The organism is Bartonella bilalgolemi (assembly GCF_023500045.1).
Taxonomy (GTDB): domain Bacteria; phylum Pseudomonadota; class Alphaproteobacteria; order Rhizobiales; family Rhizobiaceae; genus Bartonella; species Bartonella bilalgolemii.
Genome location: NZ_JAMCOF010000006.1, coordinates 21,498 through 41,039, shown reverse-complemented (window position 1 = coordinate 41,039; position 19,542 = coordinate 21,498). Strand labels below are relative to the sequence as shown.

Sequence of the window (19,542 nt, the reverse complement as noted above, 5' to 3'; positions counted from 1 at the left end):
ATGAAACAATTGAAAGATCAATCTCCAATTATCATTGGAGCAGGTATTGCAGGGCTAAGCTCTGCTTTAGCCCTTGCTCATAAAGGAATCGCAAGTACTATTATTGAAAAGCGTACGCAACTTGATAGTATTGGCTCTGGTATTCAACTTACTCCAAATGCAACACGCATTCTTGCTCGTTGGGGAGTTCTTAATACACTTATTAAATTAGGTATTAAGCCGAATTTCCTTGAATTAAAAGATGGTATATCTTTGAAAACGCATTTACGTGCAGACCTTATTGAATTATCTGAAAAACGCTGGAAATCTCCTTATATTACAATTCACCGAGCTGATTTACAGAACGTTTTATATAATGCTGTTATTAAGAATCCTCTTATCAAATACAAAATGGGAGAAAAGATCGTATCATCTACTCAATCTACAACCGATACTATTAAAATAAAAACAATCACAATAGAAGAAAAAACTGGAATACAACGACATCAATTTTATTCAACGCCACTTCTTATTGGATGTGACGGTGTTTGGTCAACATTACGACAATTTTCCCCCTTTCATGAAAAAGCTAGTTTCAGTAACTTTATCGCATGGCGAGCAACAAAATCAGTTGAAAGTCTCTCTCCAAAATTTTGTTCTTTATTACAAAATATAAAAACAATTACTGCTTGGATGGGACCTAAAAATCATCTTGTTGCCTATCCCATTCAGTCAATAAAAACATTCAATTTTGTAGCCATCACTCATGGAGAAAATCCAGGAAAAGGATGGAAACAAACAGGAAATAAAGAGAAACTTAAATCTCTCTTTAATGATTGGAATCCAAAAATTCTTCAAATTTTTAATCATATTGATGAATGGAGTTATTGGCCATTATTTCGAATGAAGCATAACCGTTTTTTAGGTTTACAACAGCAAGTTTTTGTGGGTGATTGTGCGCACGCATTTTTACCCTTCGCAGCACAAGGCGCTTCTATGGCAATAGAGGATGCTGCCACATTAGCAGAAGTACTCTCTCTGAATGATCTCTCACTCGCTGAAGCCACTACACTTTATGAAAAAATACGCAAACCGCGCGTTAAAGCTGTAAAAAAACGCGGAGATTTTAATAGATTTGTCTATCATGCAACTGGACCTATAGCAATTGCTCGTAATTTTTTTATGCAAATTCATACAACAGAAAATATTATGTCCCGTCTTGATTGGCTATATACTTATGATGCGATGAATCAGATAAAGAATAATATTAAAAAAGATATAGTAAAAAGTTTATAAAAGTTACAGCTAGATCACTTTAAGCTAAAAAAAGTTCTAATTTATTTTCATAGGAAATTTAAAAAGCTTTTGAAAACAATGACAAAATTTTTAGAAAAGATAGAGTGTTTATTGTACGAATATAAATTTTAAAATACTAGTCTATTTTAATATTTTAAACTAACCAAAAATGTAATTTTCAAAATACCAAATAAATAATTGTTATACTCTCTGATTTAGCTTAATTCAACATCGATAACACCAGGAAGCACTTTCATAGCATTTACGATACGTGTATCCACTTTATATCTTTTCGGTAGAACTATCTCAACTTCTCGAAATCCATCCTCCTGAATTAGAATAATCGCTATTTCTCCATTGCCTTTAGAATCTAAATTTTGCTCAATTTGAGAAAGCATATCTGTCGTTTTTATAGAAATACGCATCATTTTATGATACTGAAGTGCATCTTCATCTAAAGATTGAATTGTCTCAATACGCAAATTAATTCCTTCAGAACGATCCTCTGCAATGACTGTAATAATAAATGACTTTCCAGGCTCTAGCATATCTCCATACACAGCAAGTCCTTCAGAAAATATAACTGCTTCATATTGCCCACTCGTATCAGAAAACTGAATAATACCCATTTTCTTACCAGACCTTGTTTTACGAATTTGTTTTGCTACAACAGTTCCAGCAAGCCGAGCAGCGGTTGCTCCTCCTTTAACTGAGGTAGCAAAATCATTCCAAGTCTGAACACGTTTTTTAATAAGAACATCTTGATACTCACTCAAAGGATGAGCAGAAAAATAAAAACCTATTGTCTGAAATTCATGATAAAGCTTCTCAGCTGAAGACCAAGGTGATGCTTGAGATAAAATTAAAGGCTCTTTTAATCCGCCTATCATCCCAAATATATCGATTTGACCGCTAGAATTATTATCAATAATACGAAGAGCACGCGCATTAAGAGTTGCAAGGCTTGCCAATAGAACTTCACGTGCAATATTAAAACAATCAAAAGCACCAGCATAAATCAAACTTTCCATAGCACGCTTATTCACAATACGAGGATCAATACGTTCACAAAAATCTTCTAAATCCCTAAAAGGTTTATCACCACGACGGGCTACAATATGATCAACGACCATATCTCCCACCCCTTTAACAGCAGAAAGGGAATAATAAATACAATTCTCACCAACTTCAAAAATGCGGTATGATGTTTGCACACAAGGCGCAATAACTTCAATTCCTAGTCTTAATGCTTCACGCCGAAAATCATTTAGTTTATCCGTATTTGTCATATCATATGTCATAGATGCAGCCAAAAACTCTACAGGATGGTGTGCTTTCATATAAGCTGTGTGATAAGAAACAATCGCATAAGCAGTAGCGTGAGATTTATTAAAACCATAATCTGCAAATTTTGCTAAAAGATCAAAGATTACATTAGCCTGATCTTTATCAATACCACCATCAACAGCTCCACTTACAAAACGTGTACGTTGTTCTTGCATTTCCTTATGGATTTTTTTACCCATAGCTCTACGCAATAAATCTGCTTCTCCAAGTGAATAACCAGCAAGCACCTGAGCAATCTGCATTACCTGTTCTTGATAAACAATAACACCTTGCGTTTCTTTAACCAAATGATCTATTTTAGGGTGAATAGAAGTGATTTCTTCTTCTTTATGCTTACGTATATTATATGTTGGAATATTTTCCATTGGACCAGGACGATAAAGCGCTACAAGTGCAATAATATCCTCAATGCAATCCGGTTTCATCCCAATAAGTGCTTTACGCATACCAGCACTTTCAACTTGAAACACGCCAACTGTCTCACCGCGCGACATCATAGCATAAGTTGCTTCATCATTAAGGGGAATACATGATAGATTTATCTTTATACCTTTTCGTGCAACAAAATCCACAGCCATCTTCAAAACAGTGAGTGTTTTTAAACCTAAAAAATCAAATTTTACCAATCCAGATTGTTCAACATACTTCATATTAAATTGAGTTACAGGCATATCAGAGCGCGGATCACGATACATTGGCACAAGCTCTGATAATGGACGATCACCAATAACAATTCCTGCAGCATGAGTAGAAGCATGACGATAAAGTCCTTCTAGCTGAAGTGCTATATCCAACATACGCCCAACAACAGGATCTTTTTTCTTTTCTTCTTCAAATTTAGGCTCATCGATAATAGCCTTTGCTAGTTCAACATTATTGCCGGGAGTAGCAGGAACCAATTTTGTAAGATAGTCTACCTGACGATAAGGTACTTCTAAAACACGACCAACATCACGCAACACTGCACGTGCTTGCAATTTACCAAATGTAATAATTTGTGCTACTTGATTACAGCCATATTTTTCTTGGACATAACGAATAACCTCTTCACGCCGTTCTTGACAAAAATCGATATCAAAATCTGGCATAGAAATACGATCTGGATTAAGGAAACGTTCAAATAAGAGAGAAAAACGCAACGGATCAACATCGGTAATAGTCAATGCGTAAGCAACAAGCGATCCAGCACCAGAACCACGCCCCGGCCCAACAGGAATGTCGTGAGCCTTTGCCCATTTTATAAAATCCGAAACAATAAGAAAATAGCCAGAAAATTGCATCCGTGTAATAATTGAAATTTCATAATTAAGCCGCTGTTCATAATCTGCAATTGTATAGCCTTCTGCTAAGCCAATTGTCTCAAGACGCATTTTTAAACCTGATTTAGCTTGATCTAATAATTCTTTCGCTTCTGCTTCTAAAACAGAAGACAAATCTGCAGAGCTCTCTATAAAACGGGGCAAAATCGGTTTTCTAATCGGTGCATAAGCATGACATCGCAAAGCAATTTCAACGCTATTTTCCAAAGCTTCTGGAAGATCAGAAAACAATGAAACCATTTCATCTTGCGACTTTAAATAATGATCAGGTGTCACACGCTTACGATCTGGATTAGAAACAACTTGCCCTTCTGCAACTGCCATGAGTGCATCATGAGCTTCATATCCTCCTTTATTGAGAAAAAAAGCCTCATTAGTAGCAACAAGAGGAAGCTCGTATGTGTAAGCTAATTCAATGAGTGCGGCTTCTACTTTCTGATCATAAGAACTATACCGTTGTAATTCAACATAAAGACGATCACTAAAAATTTTTTTCAAATAAGTTAAACGCTTAACAGCCCGTTCTTTTCTATCTTCAGCTAAAGCCAAATTAATTGGACCACCCCGACCACCAGTTAAAGCGATAATTCCTTTATGATGAGTCAAGAGCCAATCAGCTTTAATATGAGGACAATCAATATCGCTCTTATCAAGATAAGCCCAACTCACAAGTTGAACCAAATTTGCATAACCTATTTCACTAGCAGCAAACAATACGATAGAAGAAAAATCAGAAGAATGACGCAACTTAGCCAAAGACGAATTACAATTTTCATCACCAAAATCAATGGCAAGCTGACAACCAATAATGGGTTGAATACCATCAACAAAACAGGACTGTGAAAATTCTAAAGCACCAAATAAATTATTTGTATCTGTAATAGCTATTGCCGGCATATTATCAGAAATTGCATGCTGAATGATTTGTTTGATTTTTAAAGCACCTTCAAGAAGTGAATAAGCAGAATGCACTCTCAAATGAATAAAGCGAGGGAAGGAATCTTTATTATTTAGTGTTTTTCTTTTTTTTCCTGACATTTGCACTATTTCCCATTAAAAATAGATGCCAAATTGCAATTTTATTCTTGTAAAGAATGACCTTTGACTTATATCAAAGTCACAATTCTAGCACTCTAGCATATCTAGAAGACGCACTAATTTCATTGATACTTATACAATGACCATCATAAAGACTATAGCCATAATAAAAAACTCATATAAATATAAATAGAGTATCATATAAAATAACTAATGTTGATTACCTTTTTATCATATTCTCACTTTCTATCTAATTTCGTGATCCAAGTCTTAAGGAAACAATAATGCAACTACTTCTCATAATATTGAGTAATTTATCCTCAAAAAATTCTTTCTAAATACTAGAAAAAACGAAGAAAGAAAGCTAAATTTTTGTATGCATTCAAGCCTTCTAAATCCTCTTTTTACCCCTATTAGTACCCTCCCGGGAATCAATACAAGAACATGTTCTTTACTTGCTAAAGTTTTAAATATTAATCTTACGCAACGTAAACCTACTCTTATTGATCTCCTCCGATTAATGCCTCATTCTGTTATAGATCGCAGAAAGCAACCTGGTATTGCCTTCGCACAAGAAGGAAGCATTGTTACTCTCGAGATCACTATCGACCAGCATAAACCACCAACAAATCATAACAAATCGCCTTACCGTGTTATTGGCCATGATCAAACGAGTACAATAAATTTGATATTTTTTCATGCCCAACGCTCTTGGTTAGAAAAACAATTACCAGAAGGAAAAAAAGTAATCATATCAGGTAAAGTAGAAAGGTTTAAAGGGCAGCTCTCAATGATTCATCCTGATCATATAGTTTTTCATGAGCAATTAGATCAGATGCCATTCATTGAACCGATCTATCCTTCTACTGCAGGGCTTTCTACAAAAACACTAAGACGCGCAATGCACAAAGCTCTTGAATATATTCCTTCCTTACCAGAATGGATAGAAGAAAGTATAAAAAAGGAGCATAATTTTTCTTCTTTTCCTGTTTCTTTACGCCGTATTCATGCTCCTATCAACCCTGATGACCTCGCTTTAGAAAGTACAGCACGTAAACGCCTTGCTTATGATGAATTTTTCGCTAATCAAATAGCTCTTGGTCTTGTACGATTAAAAACTAAATTATTTTCAGGTACATCTCGTCCACCAACGGGTTTTTATACTAAAAAACTGCTTGAAGCCCTACCATTTCAGCTTACAACTGGACAAATAAAATCAATAAAAGATATTGAAAATGATTTAGCTTCACCTACCCCCATGTTAAGACTTCTTCAAGGCGATGTAGGAGCAGGAAAAACTATAGTGGCACTAATGGCAATAGCTCAAATCGCTGAAAATTCAGGACAATCAGCCTTAATGGTCCCAACAGAAGTTCTTGCTAGACAACACTTTGCTACAATCGCCCCCCTTGCCGAAAAAATCGGTTTACAAACAGTCTTATTAACTGGACGAGAAAAAGGGAAAGTACGTGCAAATATCCTTGACACTATTTTATCAGGAGAAACTTCTATCATTATTGGCACTCACGCTCTAATACAGGAAAATGTTATCTATAATAATCTTGCCTTAGCTATTATCGATGAGCAACATCGTTTTGGTGTACAGCAACGTCTTACCCTTACAGAAAAAAGCGATAAACCTGACATACTTGTTATGACAGCGACCCCTATCCCTCGTACGTTAGTATTAACATCTTATGGTGACATGGACGTCTCACAAATTACAGATAAACCAATTGGACGGCAACCAATTAAAACTGCAACAATTTCTTCAGAACGGATAAATGAGCTTATAGAACGAATTGCTACTGCGTTACAAAAAAAAGAAAAAATTTATTGGATCTGTCCCCTTGTAGAAGAATCGACAACTCTTGAGCTTACTTCCATTGAAAGTCGTTTTGCTAGCTTGCAAAAACGATTTGGAAGTTGTGTTGGTATGATACATGGAAAAATGTCTACGGATGAAAAAGAAGCAGCAATGACATCTTTTAAAAATGCAAATATATATATTTTAGTTGCAACGACAGTCATTGAAGTAGGCGTAGATATTCCTGATGCCTCAATCATTGTTATCGAACATGCGGAACATTTTGGTCTTGCACAACTGCACCAATTACGTGGACGTGTTGGACGAGGAGATAAAAAATCTTCTTGTATTTTGCTATATAAAGCTCCGCTTACAAAAGCAGCTGAAGCACGTCTCAACATCATGCGCAATACAGAAGATGGCTTTAAAATTGCTGAAGAGGATTTACGTCTACGAGGTGAAGGCGAACTGTTAGGAACACGACAATCTGGTATGCCTGAATTTTATATAGCAAACCTTGCCGTCCATCGTGATCTTTTACTTATAGCAAAGAAGAATGCAGATTTATTTTTACAACGTGATCCTAATCTTTCTTCAGAACAAGGACAAGCTATACGATTACTTCTTTATCTTTTTGGACGCGATGATGCTCTTCAGCTATTACGCGCAGGTTAATTATTAATAATTTTGTCAATCAAATCATTTGTTAACCAAAACTCTAATACATTGTAATTACACCACAATAAGCATAAAGAAATAAATTATCCTCTGAAAAAATTTAAATTTATGATATATTTAATTTAAAGTAGTTCTAATCAAATAAAATGTTTTATATATCTATTTTAGATGCTTATTTATAATTTCTGTAGTTATTTTAATAAATCATTTTTTACTCGACAGTAACTGACTTTGCCAAATTACGTGGCTGATCAACGTCTGTTCCCAACAAAACAGCTGTATGATAAGCTATTAATTGAACAGGCAAAGCATAAATAATAGGAGCAATAAATTCTGGAACCTCCGGTAAAATAATAGTTGATAAGGATGTAAAATGAGTTTCTGCTACCTTTCCTCTTTTATCCGTTATTAAAATAATACGACCATTGCGTGCAGCCACCTCTTGCATATTAGAAAATATTTTTTCAAACCATCTATCATAAGGCGCCACAACAATAACCGGTATTGTTTCATCAATCAGCGCAATCGGCCCATGTTTTAATTCACCAGCAGCATAACCTTCAGCATGAATATACGAAAGCTCTTTTAGTTTGAGTGCTCCCTCTAAAGCAATTGGATAAGAAGTGCCTCGTCCAAGATAGAGTACACCTTTTGCGTTTATTAAACCGCGACATAATTGTTCAATTTTTTCATCCAGCTTTAAAACTTCATTTAAAATCCGGGGTAATTCTGCTAATTGCTGAACTAATTGCTGTTCTGTTGTTTTTGAAAGATATCCACGCTGTTTAGCCGCGCTAAGTGCCATTACGGCAAGAGTAGATAATTGACAAGTAAAAGCTTTTGTTGAAGCAACACCAATTTCTGGACCTGCAAATGTCGGTAAAACAAAATCAGCTTCTCTTGCCATCGTTGACTGCATAACATTCACAACTGTTGCTGTTTTTACACCAAGATTTCGGCAGTAGCGTAAAGATGCTAAAGTATCAGCTGTTTCACCAGACTGGGAAACAAATACTGATAACACATCAGATGCTATCGATGGTTCACGATAACGGAATTCAGAAGCTACATCATTATCAATACTTAAAGCAGCAAATTTTTCAAACCAATAACGTGCAACTAAAGTCGAATAATAAGCTGTTCCACAACTAGCAAATAATATTCGATTAATCTTGCTCCAGTCAATCAAACTTTCAAGCACAGTATATTGTCTAAAATCAAGATAGTGTGTCAAATTATGTGAAATAACTTCAGGCTGCTCAAACATTTCTTTACGCATAAAATGACGATGATGACCTTTGGAAACCAGCAAAGACCCTTCAAATAAAGTCGTAATAGGATGTTCTACTTGCCGATTATCTGTATCGTAAATTTTTATTCCTTCACGCTTGATAACTGCATAATCTCCATCTTCCAGATAGCTGATACGATTCGTAAATGGAGCTAAAGCAATCGCATCAGATCCTACAAAAAACTCATCTTTGCCATAGCCAATCACTAATGGAGGACCAGAGCGAACAGCAATCATAAGATTATCTTCACCTTCAAAAATAAGAGCAAAAGCAAAAGCACCCTGGAGTCTTTTCCAACCTATATATGTTGCTTCCTGTGGAGAAAGACCGTTTTTTAATTCGCGCGTAATCAAATGAGCAATAACCTCCGTATCCGTTTCTGTTTCGAAGGTATAACCGTCCTCAACGAGTTCCTTTTGTAGTTCTACAAAATTTTCAATAATACCATTATGAACAACTGCAAGTCGCTCAGTCATATGAGGATGAGCATTTCGCTCTACAGCAATTCCATGTGTAGCCCAACGGGTATGACCAATCCCTAAATTACCTTTTAAAGGTATTTTTCCTAACTTTTCCTCTAAATGAATCAATTTACCTTCAGCTCGAACACGATGAAGACGCCCATTATGCACTGTGGCTAAACCAGATGAATCATATCCTCTATACTCAAGACGTTTCAAACCATCAAGCAAATGGGATGAAACAGATTTATTTCCAAGAATTCCAATAATTCCACACATTCAAAAGCTCCAATTTACATCCCAAATTTATAATAAATACTATAAAATAATCAAACGATCTGCATTCTAAATTTTAAACAGCCATATAAATTGATATGGCATGGTCATAACTAAGAACAAGCCTCTTCATAATCATTAGATCACTATTAAAACTGAGAGATAAATAAAAACAATTAATTCTTTTTTTTATTTGCTGATAAATGCGTACGTAATTTTTTTGCACGACCTTCTTTTATAACCTGCTGCGCACGACCAAAAGCCATACTATCAGCGGGTACATTTTCAGTGATAACACTTCCTGAAGCGATATAGGCTCCTTCCCCTATGATCAAAGGAGAAACAAGTGCTGAATTAGAACCAATAAAGGCATTGTCTTCAATCACAATTTTATGTTTGTTAAAACCATCATAATTACAAGTAATTGTACCAGCTCCAATATTAGTATGCATCCCAATTTCTGCATCTCCAATATAACTCAAATGATTAATCTTGGAAAACTCTCCTATTTTTGCTTGCTTAATTTCACAAAAATTCCCGATCTTAACCGATCGTTCTAACTCTGTTCCAGGCCGCAAACGTGCATAAGGTCCAATCTGCGCATTCGTACCAATAACAACACCTTCTAAATAACTAAATGCATGAATAACTGCACCAGATCGCACTTTTACCCCTAATCCGAAATAAACATTTGGCTCAATTACAACATCTGCTTCAACTTCTGTGTCATAAGAAAAATAAACACTTTCTGGTTTTAATATTCGAACACCAGATAACATGAGATCACGCGCTTTACGTTTTTGCCATAAAACATCAACTTTAAAAAGTTCAAAACAATTATTAATTCCTACAACCTTATCAAAAGATACTTCAACGACCTGAATATTTAAACCCTCACACGCTGCAATAGAAACAATATCCGTCAGATAATATTCTTCTTTCAAATTGTTATTATTAACTTTATCTAAAAGAGAAAGAGCATACTTCCCATTAATAGCCATTATTCCACCATTACAAAAAGAAATTTTTTTCTCTTCATCACTTGCATCTTGTTCTTCTATTATTGCAATAATCTTACCATCTTTATTGAGAAGACGACCATAACCTGTTGGATTAGAATTATAAAAACCAGTGACGACAACATCTGCTCCTTTAGCAAGTTGTTCACGAATTTTAACCAACGTATTTTGCTCAATTAAAGGAGTATCTCCAAAAACAATGAGAACATCATCCACTTCTTTTTGCAAAGCAAATCGCGCAGATAAAACAGCATGAGCAGTACCTAAACGCTCTTTTTGTTCAAAAATCATCGCATTTTCTACAAATGATTGCACAACTTTAGTAACATCTTCTGCACCAACTCCTACAACTACCGCTAATTGTGTAGAACCTAATAATTTTATTTGTTTTATCACGTGACACACAAGTGGCAACCCAGCTACTTTATGAAGCACCTTAGGAAGAGACGATTTCATACGCGTCCCCTCACCTGCAGCAAGAACAATAGAAAGACAACTTCTAACCATAAAAGCACATATAATTAATTAATGAAAAAATCCAAATAAACTTACAATATCATCCCAACTAATCGTTTCAATATTACTCAACAAAGGATAATTTTCTAAAAGCCAAAAAGACAAGTTTTGCATAGAACCTGTCAAAAATAAAACACCTGTAATAATTAGAAAAATACCTATAATTTTTTCAACTTTCCCTAAATGAACACGAAAAGCCCCTAAAAATTCCATGAAACTACTCGAAAATAAAGCCGCTAACAGAAAAGGCACTCCAAGACCTAATGCATAAATGCTCAAAAGTATAGCTCCTTCACTTACAGTTTCTTTCGTTCCTGCAAGTGTTATAATAGGCCCCAAAATTGGACCAATACATGGTGTCCAACCAAATGCAAAAGCTAATCCAATAATATAAGCACCTAAAGGTCCAGCAGGTGTTTTTCGTGTTTGAAAGCGCACCTCACGCGATAATAAACCAATCTTGAAAAGACCTAAAAAATTTAAACCCAAAATAATAATGATAATTCCAGAAGCAATAGCAAACCAATCACGATAGTAACCGATAAATTTGCCAAGTGTACTTGCACTTGCACCCAATAGAACAAAAACAGTTGTAAACCCAAGAATGAAAGCAATAACAGCAGACAAAAGTACTAAGCGTACAGATGCTCCTTTATCTTGTTTTTCTGATCGAAAATCATCAATGCTAACACCTGCCATGTAGCACAAATAAGGGGGAACTAGTGGTAAAACACATGGTGATAAAAAAGATAATGCACCAGCAAAAAAGACACTAAATGTTGAAAATTCTATAGCCAAAACTTTAAATATCCCCTTTATAATTACAGTTTACATTTAAAATAATAAATCAATCCATTGTTTCATCAAATTGCTGTATATTTTGTGAATTTGCTATAACATTCACATCTTTATCATGGCCAGAAACTACTGAAAAAACCTTTTGATAAATTTTGTCTTTATTTTTAGCAATAGCAATATAATCACCCTCCACTAACACAAGCAAAACATAAGCACCAACTGTTTCATAAATAATATCACCAGAATCATTAGTGATAGACCAACTTGTATCTGCCAGTGCTTCTCCTCCTTCTTGACGTATTAACTTTAAAATAATTTGAGCAGCTTGATGCTCAAGGGTCATTTCAGTAATTTTACCGGCTTCTACCTGAATATCTGCACGTATAATGGCATTAACTGAACCATAATGAGAAACAACACGATAGTGACCAGATTTTAAACGTACAATTGATTGTGGCTTAATATTTGCTAAGATTACACCCGTATCATCATTTTCTTTTTCATCTTCATATATAGTAAAACGCAATTCTTTTTCATTGATTTTACCGTTAAATAATGTGCTATTGAAAACAATACCACCAGCATCAAGATTAAAATTTTTAACAAGGTATTGTCCATTTTCTAAACTTACGCGTTGCACAGCGCTTGCATGACCAAATGAAACATGAACAAGATAGCTCCCTGGTTTTAAATCAAAACGAGCAGTACCACCCTTATAAATCGCAACCAACGGCAACTTATTATCACTCCCTAAAATAGGTGCATAAACACGCCACACTAATCCGCTCATAATATTTTCGCTCTTATTTGTTAGTTGAGCGTGTAATATAAGTTGCGAATATGAATTATCCTTTTCATGACCATGAGAATCTATATTAGAAGTAACTAATCTTTCTCGTTGATTCCTTTTAAATTGTCCTTCTTCAGAAAATGTGAAATTACTCCAAATCAATAAGATACACGTTATTATCAACCACAAAATTTGATATGATTTTTTTATAAAAACTCTCATTTTTATATTGTTGATCAAATTGATAATCTTTTCAAGGAGTAATACGGAAAAGTAATTATTCTAAATTGAAAAGCTAACACCACAACCACATGATGAAGTAGCATTAGGATTATGAATTTGAAAAGATTGCCCCATAAGATCATCGACAAAATCAATCTCGGCTCCTTCCATGAAAGGAAGAGATATTGAATCAATAAATACAACCGCTCCATCTTTTTTAATAATAAGATCATCTTCTTTATTTTCAGAAACCAAATCATATTTATAAGAAAAGCCCGAACATCCTCCCCCTTCAACAGAAATACGTAAAGCTGTTTTTCCGGGTTGTGCTGCAAGTATCTGTGCAATTTGTTTGGCAGCAACATCTGAAATATTCACACTCATGTGTTACTAGATCCTCGAATTAATGAACTCAATTGTAAAGAAAGAGTATCCAAAATACATAGAATTTTGTTAATAATGACCGATTCTAAATTTAAGATAAGATGAGAATGGATAACTTGCAATGGATATAAAAAATATCAATTACAATTATCAATCTCGGGCGGTATATAGCACGAATCCTCAAAAAAGTCGTGGCAGACTATTTTATGAGAAAGAAAAAACTAGGCGTACACCTTTTCAACGTGATCGTGATCGTATTATTCACTCCAATGCATTTCGACGTCTTAAACATAAAACTCAAGTTTTTATTGCTGATGAAAGTGATCATTATCGGACACGACTTACACATTCAATCGAAGTTTCTCAAATTGCACGCACATTAGCCCGTGCACTAAATCTTGATGAAGATCTCGCAGAAGCGATTGCTCTTGTTCATGATTTTGGGCACACACCTTTTGGCCATGCAGGAGAAGATGCTCTGAATGAAGCAATGGCACCTTATGGCGGTTTTGATCATAACGCACAAGCGCTACGAATTGTTACAAAATTAGAACAACGTTATGCAGATTTTGATGGATTAAACCTTACCTGGGAAACACTTGAAGGACTTGTGAAACATAATGGCCCTCTTTTAGGTCCCTATGCTAACAATAAAAATGTTTTTATCGATATTTTGCACTATAATACACAACAAAATCTTGAGCTTAATTGCTTTGCTGGATTAGAAGCGCAATGTGCAGCTATTGCTGATGACATTGCTTACAACGCTCATGATATCGATGATGGTCTACGTTCACACTTTTTAACAATTAATCAGTTAGAGCAAGTTTCTTTGACTGCTTCATTATTAAAAGATATCGAAAAAAAATATCCAAAACTTGATCAAACTCGACGCGGATATGAATTGGTACGTCGACAAATAACAATCATGGTTGAAGATGTCATTAAACAATCACAAAAAAATTTAATACTCCTCAAACCAAAGAGCATAAACGATATTTATCAAGCGAAACAAACCATTGTGACCTTCTCTCCTAAAATGGCTATTCAAGAAAGACAATTAAAAGATTTTCTCTTTCAAAATCTTTATTACCATGATAAAGTCCTTATACGTCGCAATACAGCAAAATGCATTGTACAAAGATTGTTCGACTGTTATTATAAAAATCCAAACTTATTGCCTGAAAATTGGTACATTAAAATAACTAATTTAACCGATCAAGAACTAGCGCGGTTTATTGCTGACTTTTTGTCAGGTATGACCGATCATTATGCCTTGCGTGAATATTATCGATTATTTGATCATAAAGATAATTTCGATTCACTATTTCGAATACAACATGGAATTTGAACATGAATGTTTTTAATAATTTCGAAAATAAAATTAAAAAATTAATCGAACTATCTGATATAAAAGGAAAAAATGGAGAAATTTTAGATTTATCAAAAATCGCCACTGACCCTCCACGTGATTCTTTATATGGCGATTTATCAACAAACGCTGCTATGGTACTTGCTAAATCTGTTGGACTAAATCCACGTGCTCTGGCCGAAAAAATTATAAACCTTATCAATAGTGATCAATCTATGGACAACATTAATCACATTGATGTCGCAGGTCCTGGGTTTATTAATATTAAATTTACAAAATCATTTTGGCAAAACGCCTTAAAGTCAATAATTGAAAAAGGGATATCCTATGGTCAAATTCAAATAGGACAAGGAAAAAAAGTTAATATCGAATATGTTTCTGCGAATCCAACCGGACCTATGCATGTTGGGCATTGCCGTGGTGCTGTTATTGGGGATGTTCTTGCTAATTTGCTTCAATTTACTGGTTATGAAGTTACTAAAGAGTATTACATCAATGATGCTGGTGAACAAATAAAAATACTCGCTCGTTCTGTAATGTTGCGTTATCGTGAAGCACTTGGACAAAAAATCAGTGAAATTCCAGAAGGACTTTACCCAGGTGAATATTTAATACCATTAGGCCAATCTCTTGCTAAAAAATTCAGTGACAAATTATTAATTATAGATCAAAAAGAAGCTTTATCTATAGTGGAAGAACATGCAATTGATGCAATGATGGCAATGATTCGCAAAGATTTGGCTGCTCTTAATATTTATCATGATGTCTTTTTCTCTGAACGCACCCTTTACAAAAATAATGCGCAAGCTATCCAGAGTACTATTAATGATCTTACTTTAAGTGGTTATATCTATAAGGGTACACTACCACCACCAAAAGGGCAAAACCTAGAGGATTGGGAACCACGCGAACAAACCTTATTCCGTTCAACCGATATTGGTGATGACCAAGACCGTTCCTTAATTAAATCAGATGGCTCTTATACTTATTTTGCCACTGATGTTGCTTATTTTCGTGATAAATTTAATCGCAACTTTGATGAAATGATTTATATTCTAGGCGCGGATCACACTGGTTATGTAAAGCGATTAGAAGCTGTAGCAAAAGCAATTTCTGGTAATAAAGCCAAACTAACGGTTCTCTTGTGTCAATTAGTAAAACTTTTTCGCGATGGTCGACCCGTACGGATGTCTAAAAGAGCTGGATCATTTGTCACTCTTCGTGATGTTGTCGAAGAAGTTGGCCATGATCCAGTTCGTTTTATGATGCTTTATCGTAAATGCGAAGTACCTCTTGATTTTGATTTTGCAAAAGTGACAGAACAATCGAAAGATAACCCGATTTTTTATGTACAATACGCGCATGCACGTTGTCATTCAATCTTTCGTCAAGCCCAAGAAGTATTTCTTAATGGTAATCCTTCAAACAATACAATGATCGCACATCTTGACCAATTAATAGATGAGAGTGAAATATTATTAATACGCAAGCTCGCCGAATATCCAAGGATCATTGAACAAGCTGTCACTCATAAAGAACCACATCGATTAGCATTTTATCTATATGACCTTGCCTCATACTTCCACGGACATTGGAATAAAGGCAATGACAATCCTAATTTACGTTTTATTATACCTGATAATAAAGAATTATCATTAGCCAGACTTGGCTTGATTCAAGCTATTCTTAATATTTTATCATCGGGACTCACAATTATTGGGGTAAAAGCACCAACAGAAATGCGTTGAAAAAGTTCAATAAATGTATAAAATGAGTATTTAATTTAAAATATTTTTTGTATATTCTTTAATTTATAAAGACCTAAATTTAATATACAGTAAATTAGTTCAGTCTACAATAAAACTGGAAATAATAGCTGTACATAAAAAGATACAGATTTTCATGCGAGAAAACCTATGAGCGATAATGATCGCAAAAATCCAGAAGAAATGAAACAAGATCATGAGCATTATGATCCATTGGAAAGACTTACGCGAATTTTCAATTCAAACCTAGAAGATAAACAAAAAAATTTTCAAAATACCCAATCTTCATTAAAATCTGAACATTTGGCAGCTAAAACTTCTGATGTTTCTTCTTCAGCTAATAACGTTGATTTACCTTTTATGGAAGATATTACTGAAAGTAATTCAGTCGGCGAATTACCATTTGATGATAGTGAACAATGGTCTCCACAATTAAATGTCAATAACCAAAACTATACAAATGTGCCAGAATATCCTCTTCATACCTATAATCATGAAGAGAAAATTTTAAATACACTTTCTCCATTACCTATCCCAAACACTCAGGCAACACGAGATAGATCAGAGTCTGTTAGTATTAGTTCTTCTTTTGAAACCAATAATTTCAATACACAAACACAAAATTCTTTTCCTGATGAAGTAAGTGCACAAAGTGGGTATACATCTAATGCAGCTCTTTATAAAGAAACTAAGACTCCTTTACAGACGAATGAGCAACAGCCGGATGTTTATAGTTTAAAACCAAAGTATGCTTATCAGAAAAATACTTATAATACATCTATAAAATACTCATATGAGATACCAACTGCTCAACAAAAATTTGTTGAAAATCATCATACTGATATACCAATTTCTTCCACGGATACGCGTACATTTTCTTCATCTGCTAATGCGATTTCAAATATAAACAGCATTACAATGGATGAATCTACTAATGTTGCATCTACTATGGGTTTGTCAGGAACTGATAAATCCGTCAGTTTAGAAGATTTTTCACAAGAAAAGCACATCATTAATCATCATGAAACAAAAATTTTAAAAGAAGATAATGTAACAAAATCTTCATTATATAATAATGTTCAAATCCAATATACTAAAAATGATAACCATAATACTAAAAACGATTCTAAAAATAATGGACAAAGGGAGCAATATAACCAAAAAAATTCAAATTATACACACACCTCATTAGAGACCTTGAATATTGCACAAACTGATAGTTTTCCTGTAGGAAGCCCTCCACATAGCTATAATTCTCCTCCTAATGTTGATACCTGTAAATTTGCAGAAGAAATAGTAGAACGAACTGAGCCAATTATGGTTTCAGAAGTTGCATATGAAGAACCAAAATACGATGTATCTAATGACGGCTTAGAAAAAGAATTTACTGATGTATTCGGCTTAGGTAGCAATATAACAAAAAATTTTTCTCAAAAACAGCAAAATGAAGCTTTTTATCCTGCTAAAAAAAATCTAACAGCAGATTTACAGATAAATACTCAAGAACAAAATACCAGCTATTCTTTTCCTGACAATGGCAAAGATCATTCTTCTTCCTTTCCTGAAGATTTACAATATGGATATGCACATGAGATACCTGCTAATACGTTAGCAAATTCTTCCCAAAAAAGTTTTACTATTGGAGGCATTCTCTCTAAAAGCATTGCTTTTCTTATCTTAGCTGCAATTGGTCTTTTCAGCTATGTTCACTTCTTTATGTTATCAGATACGAATGAAAGTCCAAATATTATTCGTGCTGATAATACACCTTTTAAAGTCAAACCAGAAATAACCGAAGCTGAAGATAATATTACTCATAATTTAGACCTTTACAAACAGATAACTGAAAAAAATGAGAAGCAAGAAAATGCGCAACAATTTCTTTTTGATAATTCTGAAGCACCTGAAGATTTAACAGCCTTAAATAAACAAACAGCTGAAAATCCCACATCTTCTTCTCTTAATAAAGCTTATGTTGAAGATGCAATCACTGCAGCTCTTAATCATACTATTCCAACACATGAAGTTAAAACTGTTGTTGTAAAACCAGATGGTACAACTGTATTAGCTCCAGTTCACCATACAAATGAAGAGCCTTTTGCTCAATCTGAAATAACTAATAAATCAAAACCTGAACAATCTCAAAAGCAATCATCTGTTTCTTCACAATCATCCGATGTAAAGAACAATGAAAAAAAACATAGCTTTACAAATAGCGAAAAAACACAACATACTCTTATAACTGATGTTGATCACATTATCACAGAAAGCAATGCTACCTCTGCTATTCAAGAAAAAACTCGCAATTCATTTGTACCAATTCCTTCATCTGCCCAATTGAATTCAAAAATTCCAATGCCCACTTCTTCTCATTCAAATCCTTTAAAACAAACAACAGTGCAAAGTGAGGAAAAATATTATGTACAGCTTTCATCCCAACCCACTTATGAATTAGCACAAAATTCTTTGAGAAAAATAAAATCTAAATTTGGGTCTATTATTGGTCCTCGGCCATTAAATATTCAATCTGCCCTCATATCAGGAAAAGGTACCTACTATCGTGTCCGAATTCAAACACAAAATCGTAATGAAGCTGTAAGCCTTTGTGAAGATATCAAACAATCTGGGGGAAGCTGTTTTATCACAAGCTAAACAAATATAATGACAGTCTAAAAAACTGTCATTATATTTTATTCGTTCTATTCTCTTTCTCTAGAGATTATACTTATGTATCAAAATTATCTTTTATGATGCTTACTTTTCTTCACTTGTGAATAATCTCATCTTTTTATCTATACAGAATCTACTTCATGAAATGATAAAATATCTTTCTTTTAAGGTATTGAAGGCACTGTTGGATTTTGTTTTGGACTCGTTGTTGTCTGATTTACTCCTGTCGAATTATTGTCAGGCATGTGTTTGTGTGATTTGTTCCAAAAAGACCCTAAAAAGGCCACAATAAGCCAAATAATGAGAAGAGAAAGAACAATAGTAAAAATACTTTTGCCAATTGAATTAGACCATTTACAGTTCCTTTTTTCTACAATTTCCTGCTGATCATGTATTGGATATTTTTTTTCAATCATAGCGAATTCCTTTTCTCAATTCCTTTATTTGTTAATTATAATTCAATGATAAAAACATTTACGGTATCTCAGAAAACGCTATGTATCTATAAAAGT

12 protein-coding genes are annotated in these 19,542 nt (G+C 34.2%); 5 read left to right on the top strand and 7 right to left on the bottom strand.

Annotation, left to right across the window (positions count from 1 at the left end; translation table 11 throughout):
- On the top strand, positions 1 to 1,275 hold the full coding sequence (locus M4Z11_RS04385; RefSeq protein ID WP_249676755.1) for an FAD-binding protein: 1,275 nt from the start codon (positions 1 to 3) through the stop codon (positions 1,273 to 1,275).
- A 215-nt stretch (positions 1,276 to 1,490) separates the two neighbouring features.
- On the opposite strand, the gene dnaE is transcribed toward M4Z11_RS04385, so the two are convergent.
- Positions 1,491 to 4,979 (bottom strand): DNA polymerase III subunit alpha, encoded by a 3,489-nt coding sequence (gene dnaE / locus M4Z11_RS04380; protein ID WP_249676754.1) that lies wholly within the window; start codon positions 4,977 to 4,979, stop codon positions 1,491 to 1,493.
- 376 nt (positions 4,980 to 5,355) lie between these two features.
- Here dnaE and recG point away from each other — a divergent pair, with 376 nt between their 5' ends.
- Positions 5,356 to 7,461, top strand: a complete 2,106-nt coding sequence (recG, locus tag M4Z11_RS04375) for an ATP-dependent DNA helicase RecG (protein ID WP_249676752.1) — start codon at positions 5,356 to 5,358, stop codon at positions 7,459 to 7,461.
- 214 nt (positions 7,462 to 7,675) lie between these two features.
- On the opposite strand, the gene glmS is transcribed toward recG, so the two are convergent.
- The 5 genes from glmS to M4Z11_RS04350 all read right to left on the bottom strand — a co-directional run bounded on the left by glmS (position 7,676) and on the right by M4Z11_RS04350 (position 13,222).
- The gene (glmS, locus tag M4Z11_RS04370) at positions 7,676 to 9,496 is read right to left on the bottom strand and encodes a glutamine--fructose-6-phosphate transaminase (isomerizing) (protein WP_249676749.1); all 1,821 of its coding nucleotides are present in this window, start codon (positions 9,494 to 9,496) and stop codon (positions 7,676 to 7,678) included.
- A 173-nt stretch (positions 9,497 to 9,669) separates the two neighbouring features.
- Positions 9,670 to 11,019, bottom strand: a complete 1,350-nt coding sequence (glmU, locus tag M4Z11_RS04365; RefSeq protein WP_249676747.1) for a bifunctional UDP-N-acetylglucosamine diphosphorylase/glucosamine-1-phosphate N-acetyltransferase GlmU — start codon at positions 11,017 to 11,019, stop codon at positions 9,670 to 9,672.
- Positions 11,020 to 11,037: 18 nt separating this feature from the next.
- Positions 11,038 to 11,826 (bottom strand): cytochrome c biogenesis CcdA family protein, encoded by a 789-nt coding sequence (locus M4Z11_RS04360; RefSeq protein WP_249676745.1) that lies wholly within the window; start codon positions 11,824 to 11,826, stop codon positions 11,038 to 11,040.
- A gap of 49 nt (positions 11,827 to 11,875) precedes the next feature.
- Positions 11,876 to 12,838 carry an RgsD C-terminal domain-containing protein gene (locus M4Z11_RS04355; RefSeq protein WP_249676742.1) on the bottom strand — a complete coding sequence of 321 codons (963 nt, stop codon included), beginning with the start codon at positions 12,836 to 12,838 and terminating at the stop codon, positions 11,876 to 11,878.
- A gap of 60 nt (positions 12,839 to 12,898) precedes the next feature.
- Positions 12,899 to 13,222: a HesB/IscA family protein gene (locus tag M4Z11_RS04350; RefSeq protein ID WP_249676739.1), complete on the bottom strand. Its 324-nt coding sequence runs from the start codon at positions 13,220 to 13,222 to the stop codon at positions 12,899 to 12,901.
- A 121-nt stretch (positions 13,223 to 13,343) separates the two neighbouring features.
- Between M4Z11_RS04350 and M4Z11_RS04345 the strand changes: the two genes are divergently transcribed.
- From M4Z11_RS04345 to M4Z11_RS04335, 3 genes are all read left to right on the top strand, one after another.
- The gene (locus M4Z11_RS04345; protein WP_249676737.1) at positions 13,344 to 14,573 is read left to right on the top strand and encodes a deoxyguanosinetriphosphate triphosphohydrolase; all 1,230 of its coding nucleotides are present in this window, start codon (positions 13,344 to 13,346) and stop codon (positions 14,571 to 14,573) included.
- 2 nt (positions 14,574 to 14,575) lie between these two features.
- Entirely contained in the window at positions 14,576 to 16,342 is a 1,767-nt protein-coding gene (argS, locus tag M4Z11_RS04340; protein ID WP_249676734.1) for an arginine--tRNA ligase, read from the top strand.
- 168 nt (positions 16,343 to 16,510) lie between these two features.
- A complete protein-coding gene (locus M4Z11_RS04335) occupies positions 16,511 to 19,012 on the top strand; it encodes an SPOR domain-containing protein (RefSeq protein WP_249676731.1) in 2,502 nt (833 codons plus the stop codon).
- Between the two features lie 182 nt (positions 19,013 to 19,194).
- On the opposite strand, the gene M4Z11_RS04330 is transcribed toward M4Z11_RS04335, so the two are convergent.
- Positions 19,195 to 19,446, bottom strand: coding sequence for a hypothetical protein (locus M4Z11_RS04330; protein WP_249676730.1), 252 nt, complete (start codon positions 19,444 to 19,446; stop codon positions 19,195 to 19,197).
- Between the last annotated feature and the right edge of the window lie 96 nt (positions 19,447 to 19,542).

What these genes read in the sequence shown, in the direction of transcription:
- M4Z11_RS04330 (WP_249676730.1), bottom strand. Translation starts at nt 19,446, where the DNA reads ATGATTGAAAAAAAATATCCAATACATGATCAGCAGGAAATTGTAGAA.
- M4Z11_RS04385 (WP_249676755.1), top strand. Translation starts at nt 1, where the DNA reads ATGAAACAATTGAAAGATCAATCTCCAATTATCATTGGAGCAGGTATT.
- M4Z11_RS04355 (WP_249676742.1), bottom strand. Translation starts at nt 12,838, where the DNA reads ATGAGAGTTTTTATAAAAAAATCATATCAAATTTTGTGGTTGATAATA.
- argS (WP_249676734.1), top strand. Translation starts at nt 14,576, where the DNA reads ATGAATGTTTTTAATAATTTCGAAAATAAAATTAAAAAATTAATCGAA.
- glmS (WP_249676749.1), bottom strand. Translation starts at nt 9,496, where the DNA reads ATGTGTGGAATTATTGGAATTCTTGGAAATAAATCTGTTTCATCCCAT.
- glmU (WP_249676747.1), bottom strand. Translation starts at nt 11,019, where the DNA reads ATGGTTAGAAGTTGTCTTTCTATTGTTCTTGCTGCAGGTGAGGGGACG.
- M4Z11_RS04335 (WP_249676731.1), top strand. Translation starts at nt 16,511, where the DNA reads ATGAGCGATAATGATCGCAAAAATCCAGAAGAAATGAAACAAGATCAT.
- recG (WP_249676752.1), top strand. Translation starts at nt 5,356, where the DNA reads ATGCATTCAAGCCTTCTAAATCCTCTTTTTACCCCTATTAGTACCCTC.
- M4Z11_RS04345 (WP_249676737.1), top strand. Translation starts at nt 13,344, where the DNA reads ATGGATATAAAAAATATCAATTACAATTATCAATCTCGGGCGGTATAT.
- dnaE (WP_249676754.1), bottom strand. Translation starts at nt 4,979, where the DNA reads ATGTCAGGAAAAAAAAGAAAAACACTAAATAATAAAGATTCCTTCCCT.
- M4Z11_RS04350 (WP_249676739.1), bottom strand. Translation starts at nt 13,222, where the DNA reads ATGAGTGTGAATATTTCAGATGTTGCTGCCAAACAAATTGCACAGATA.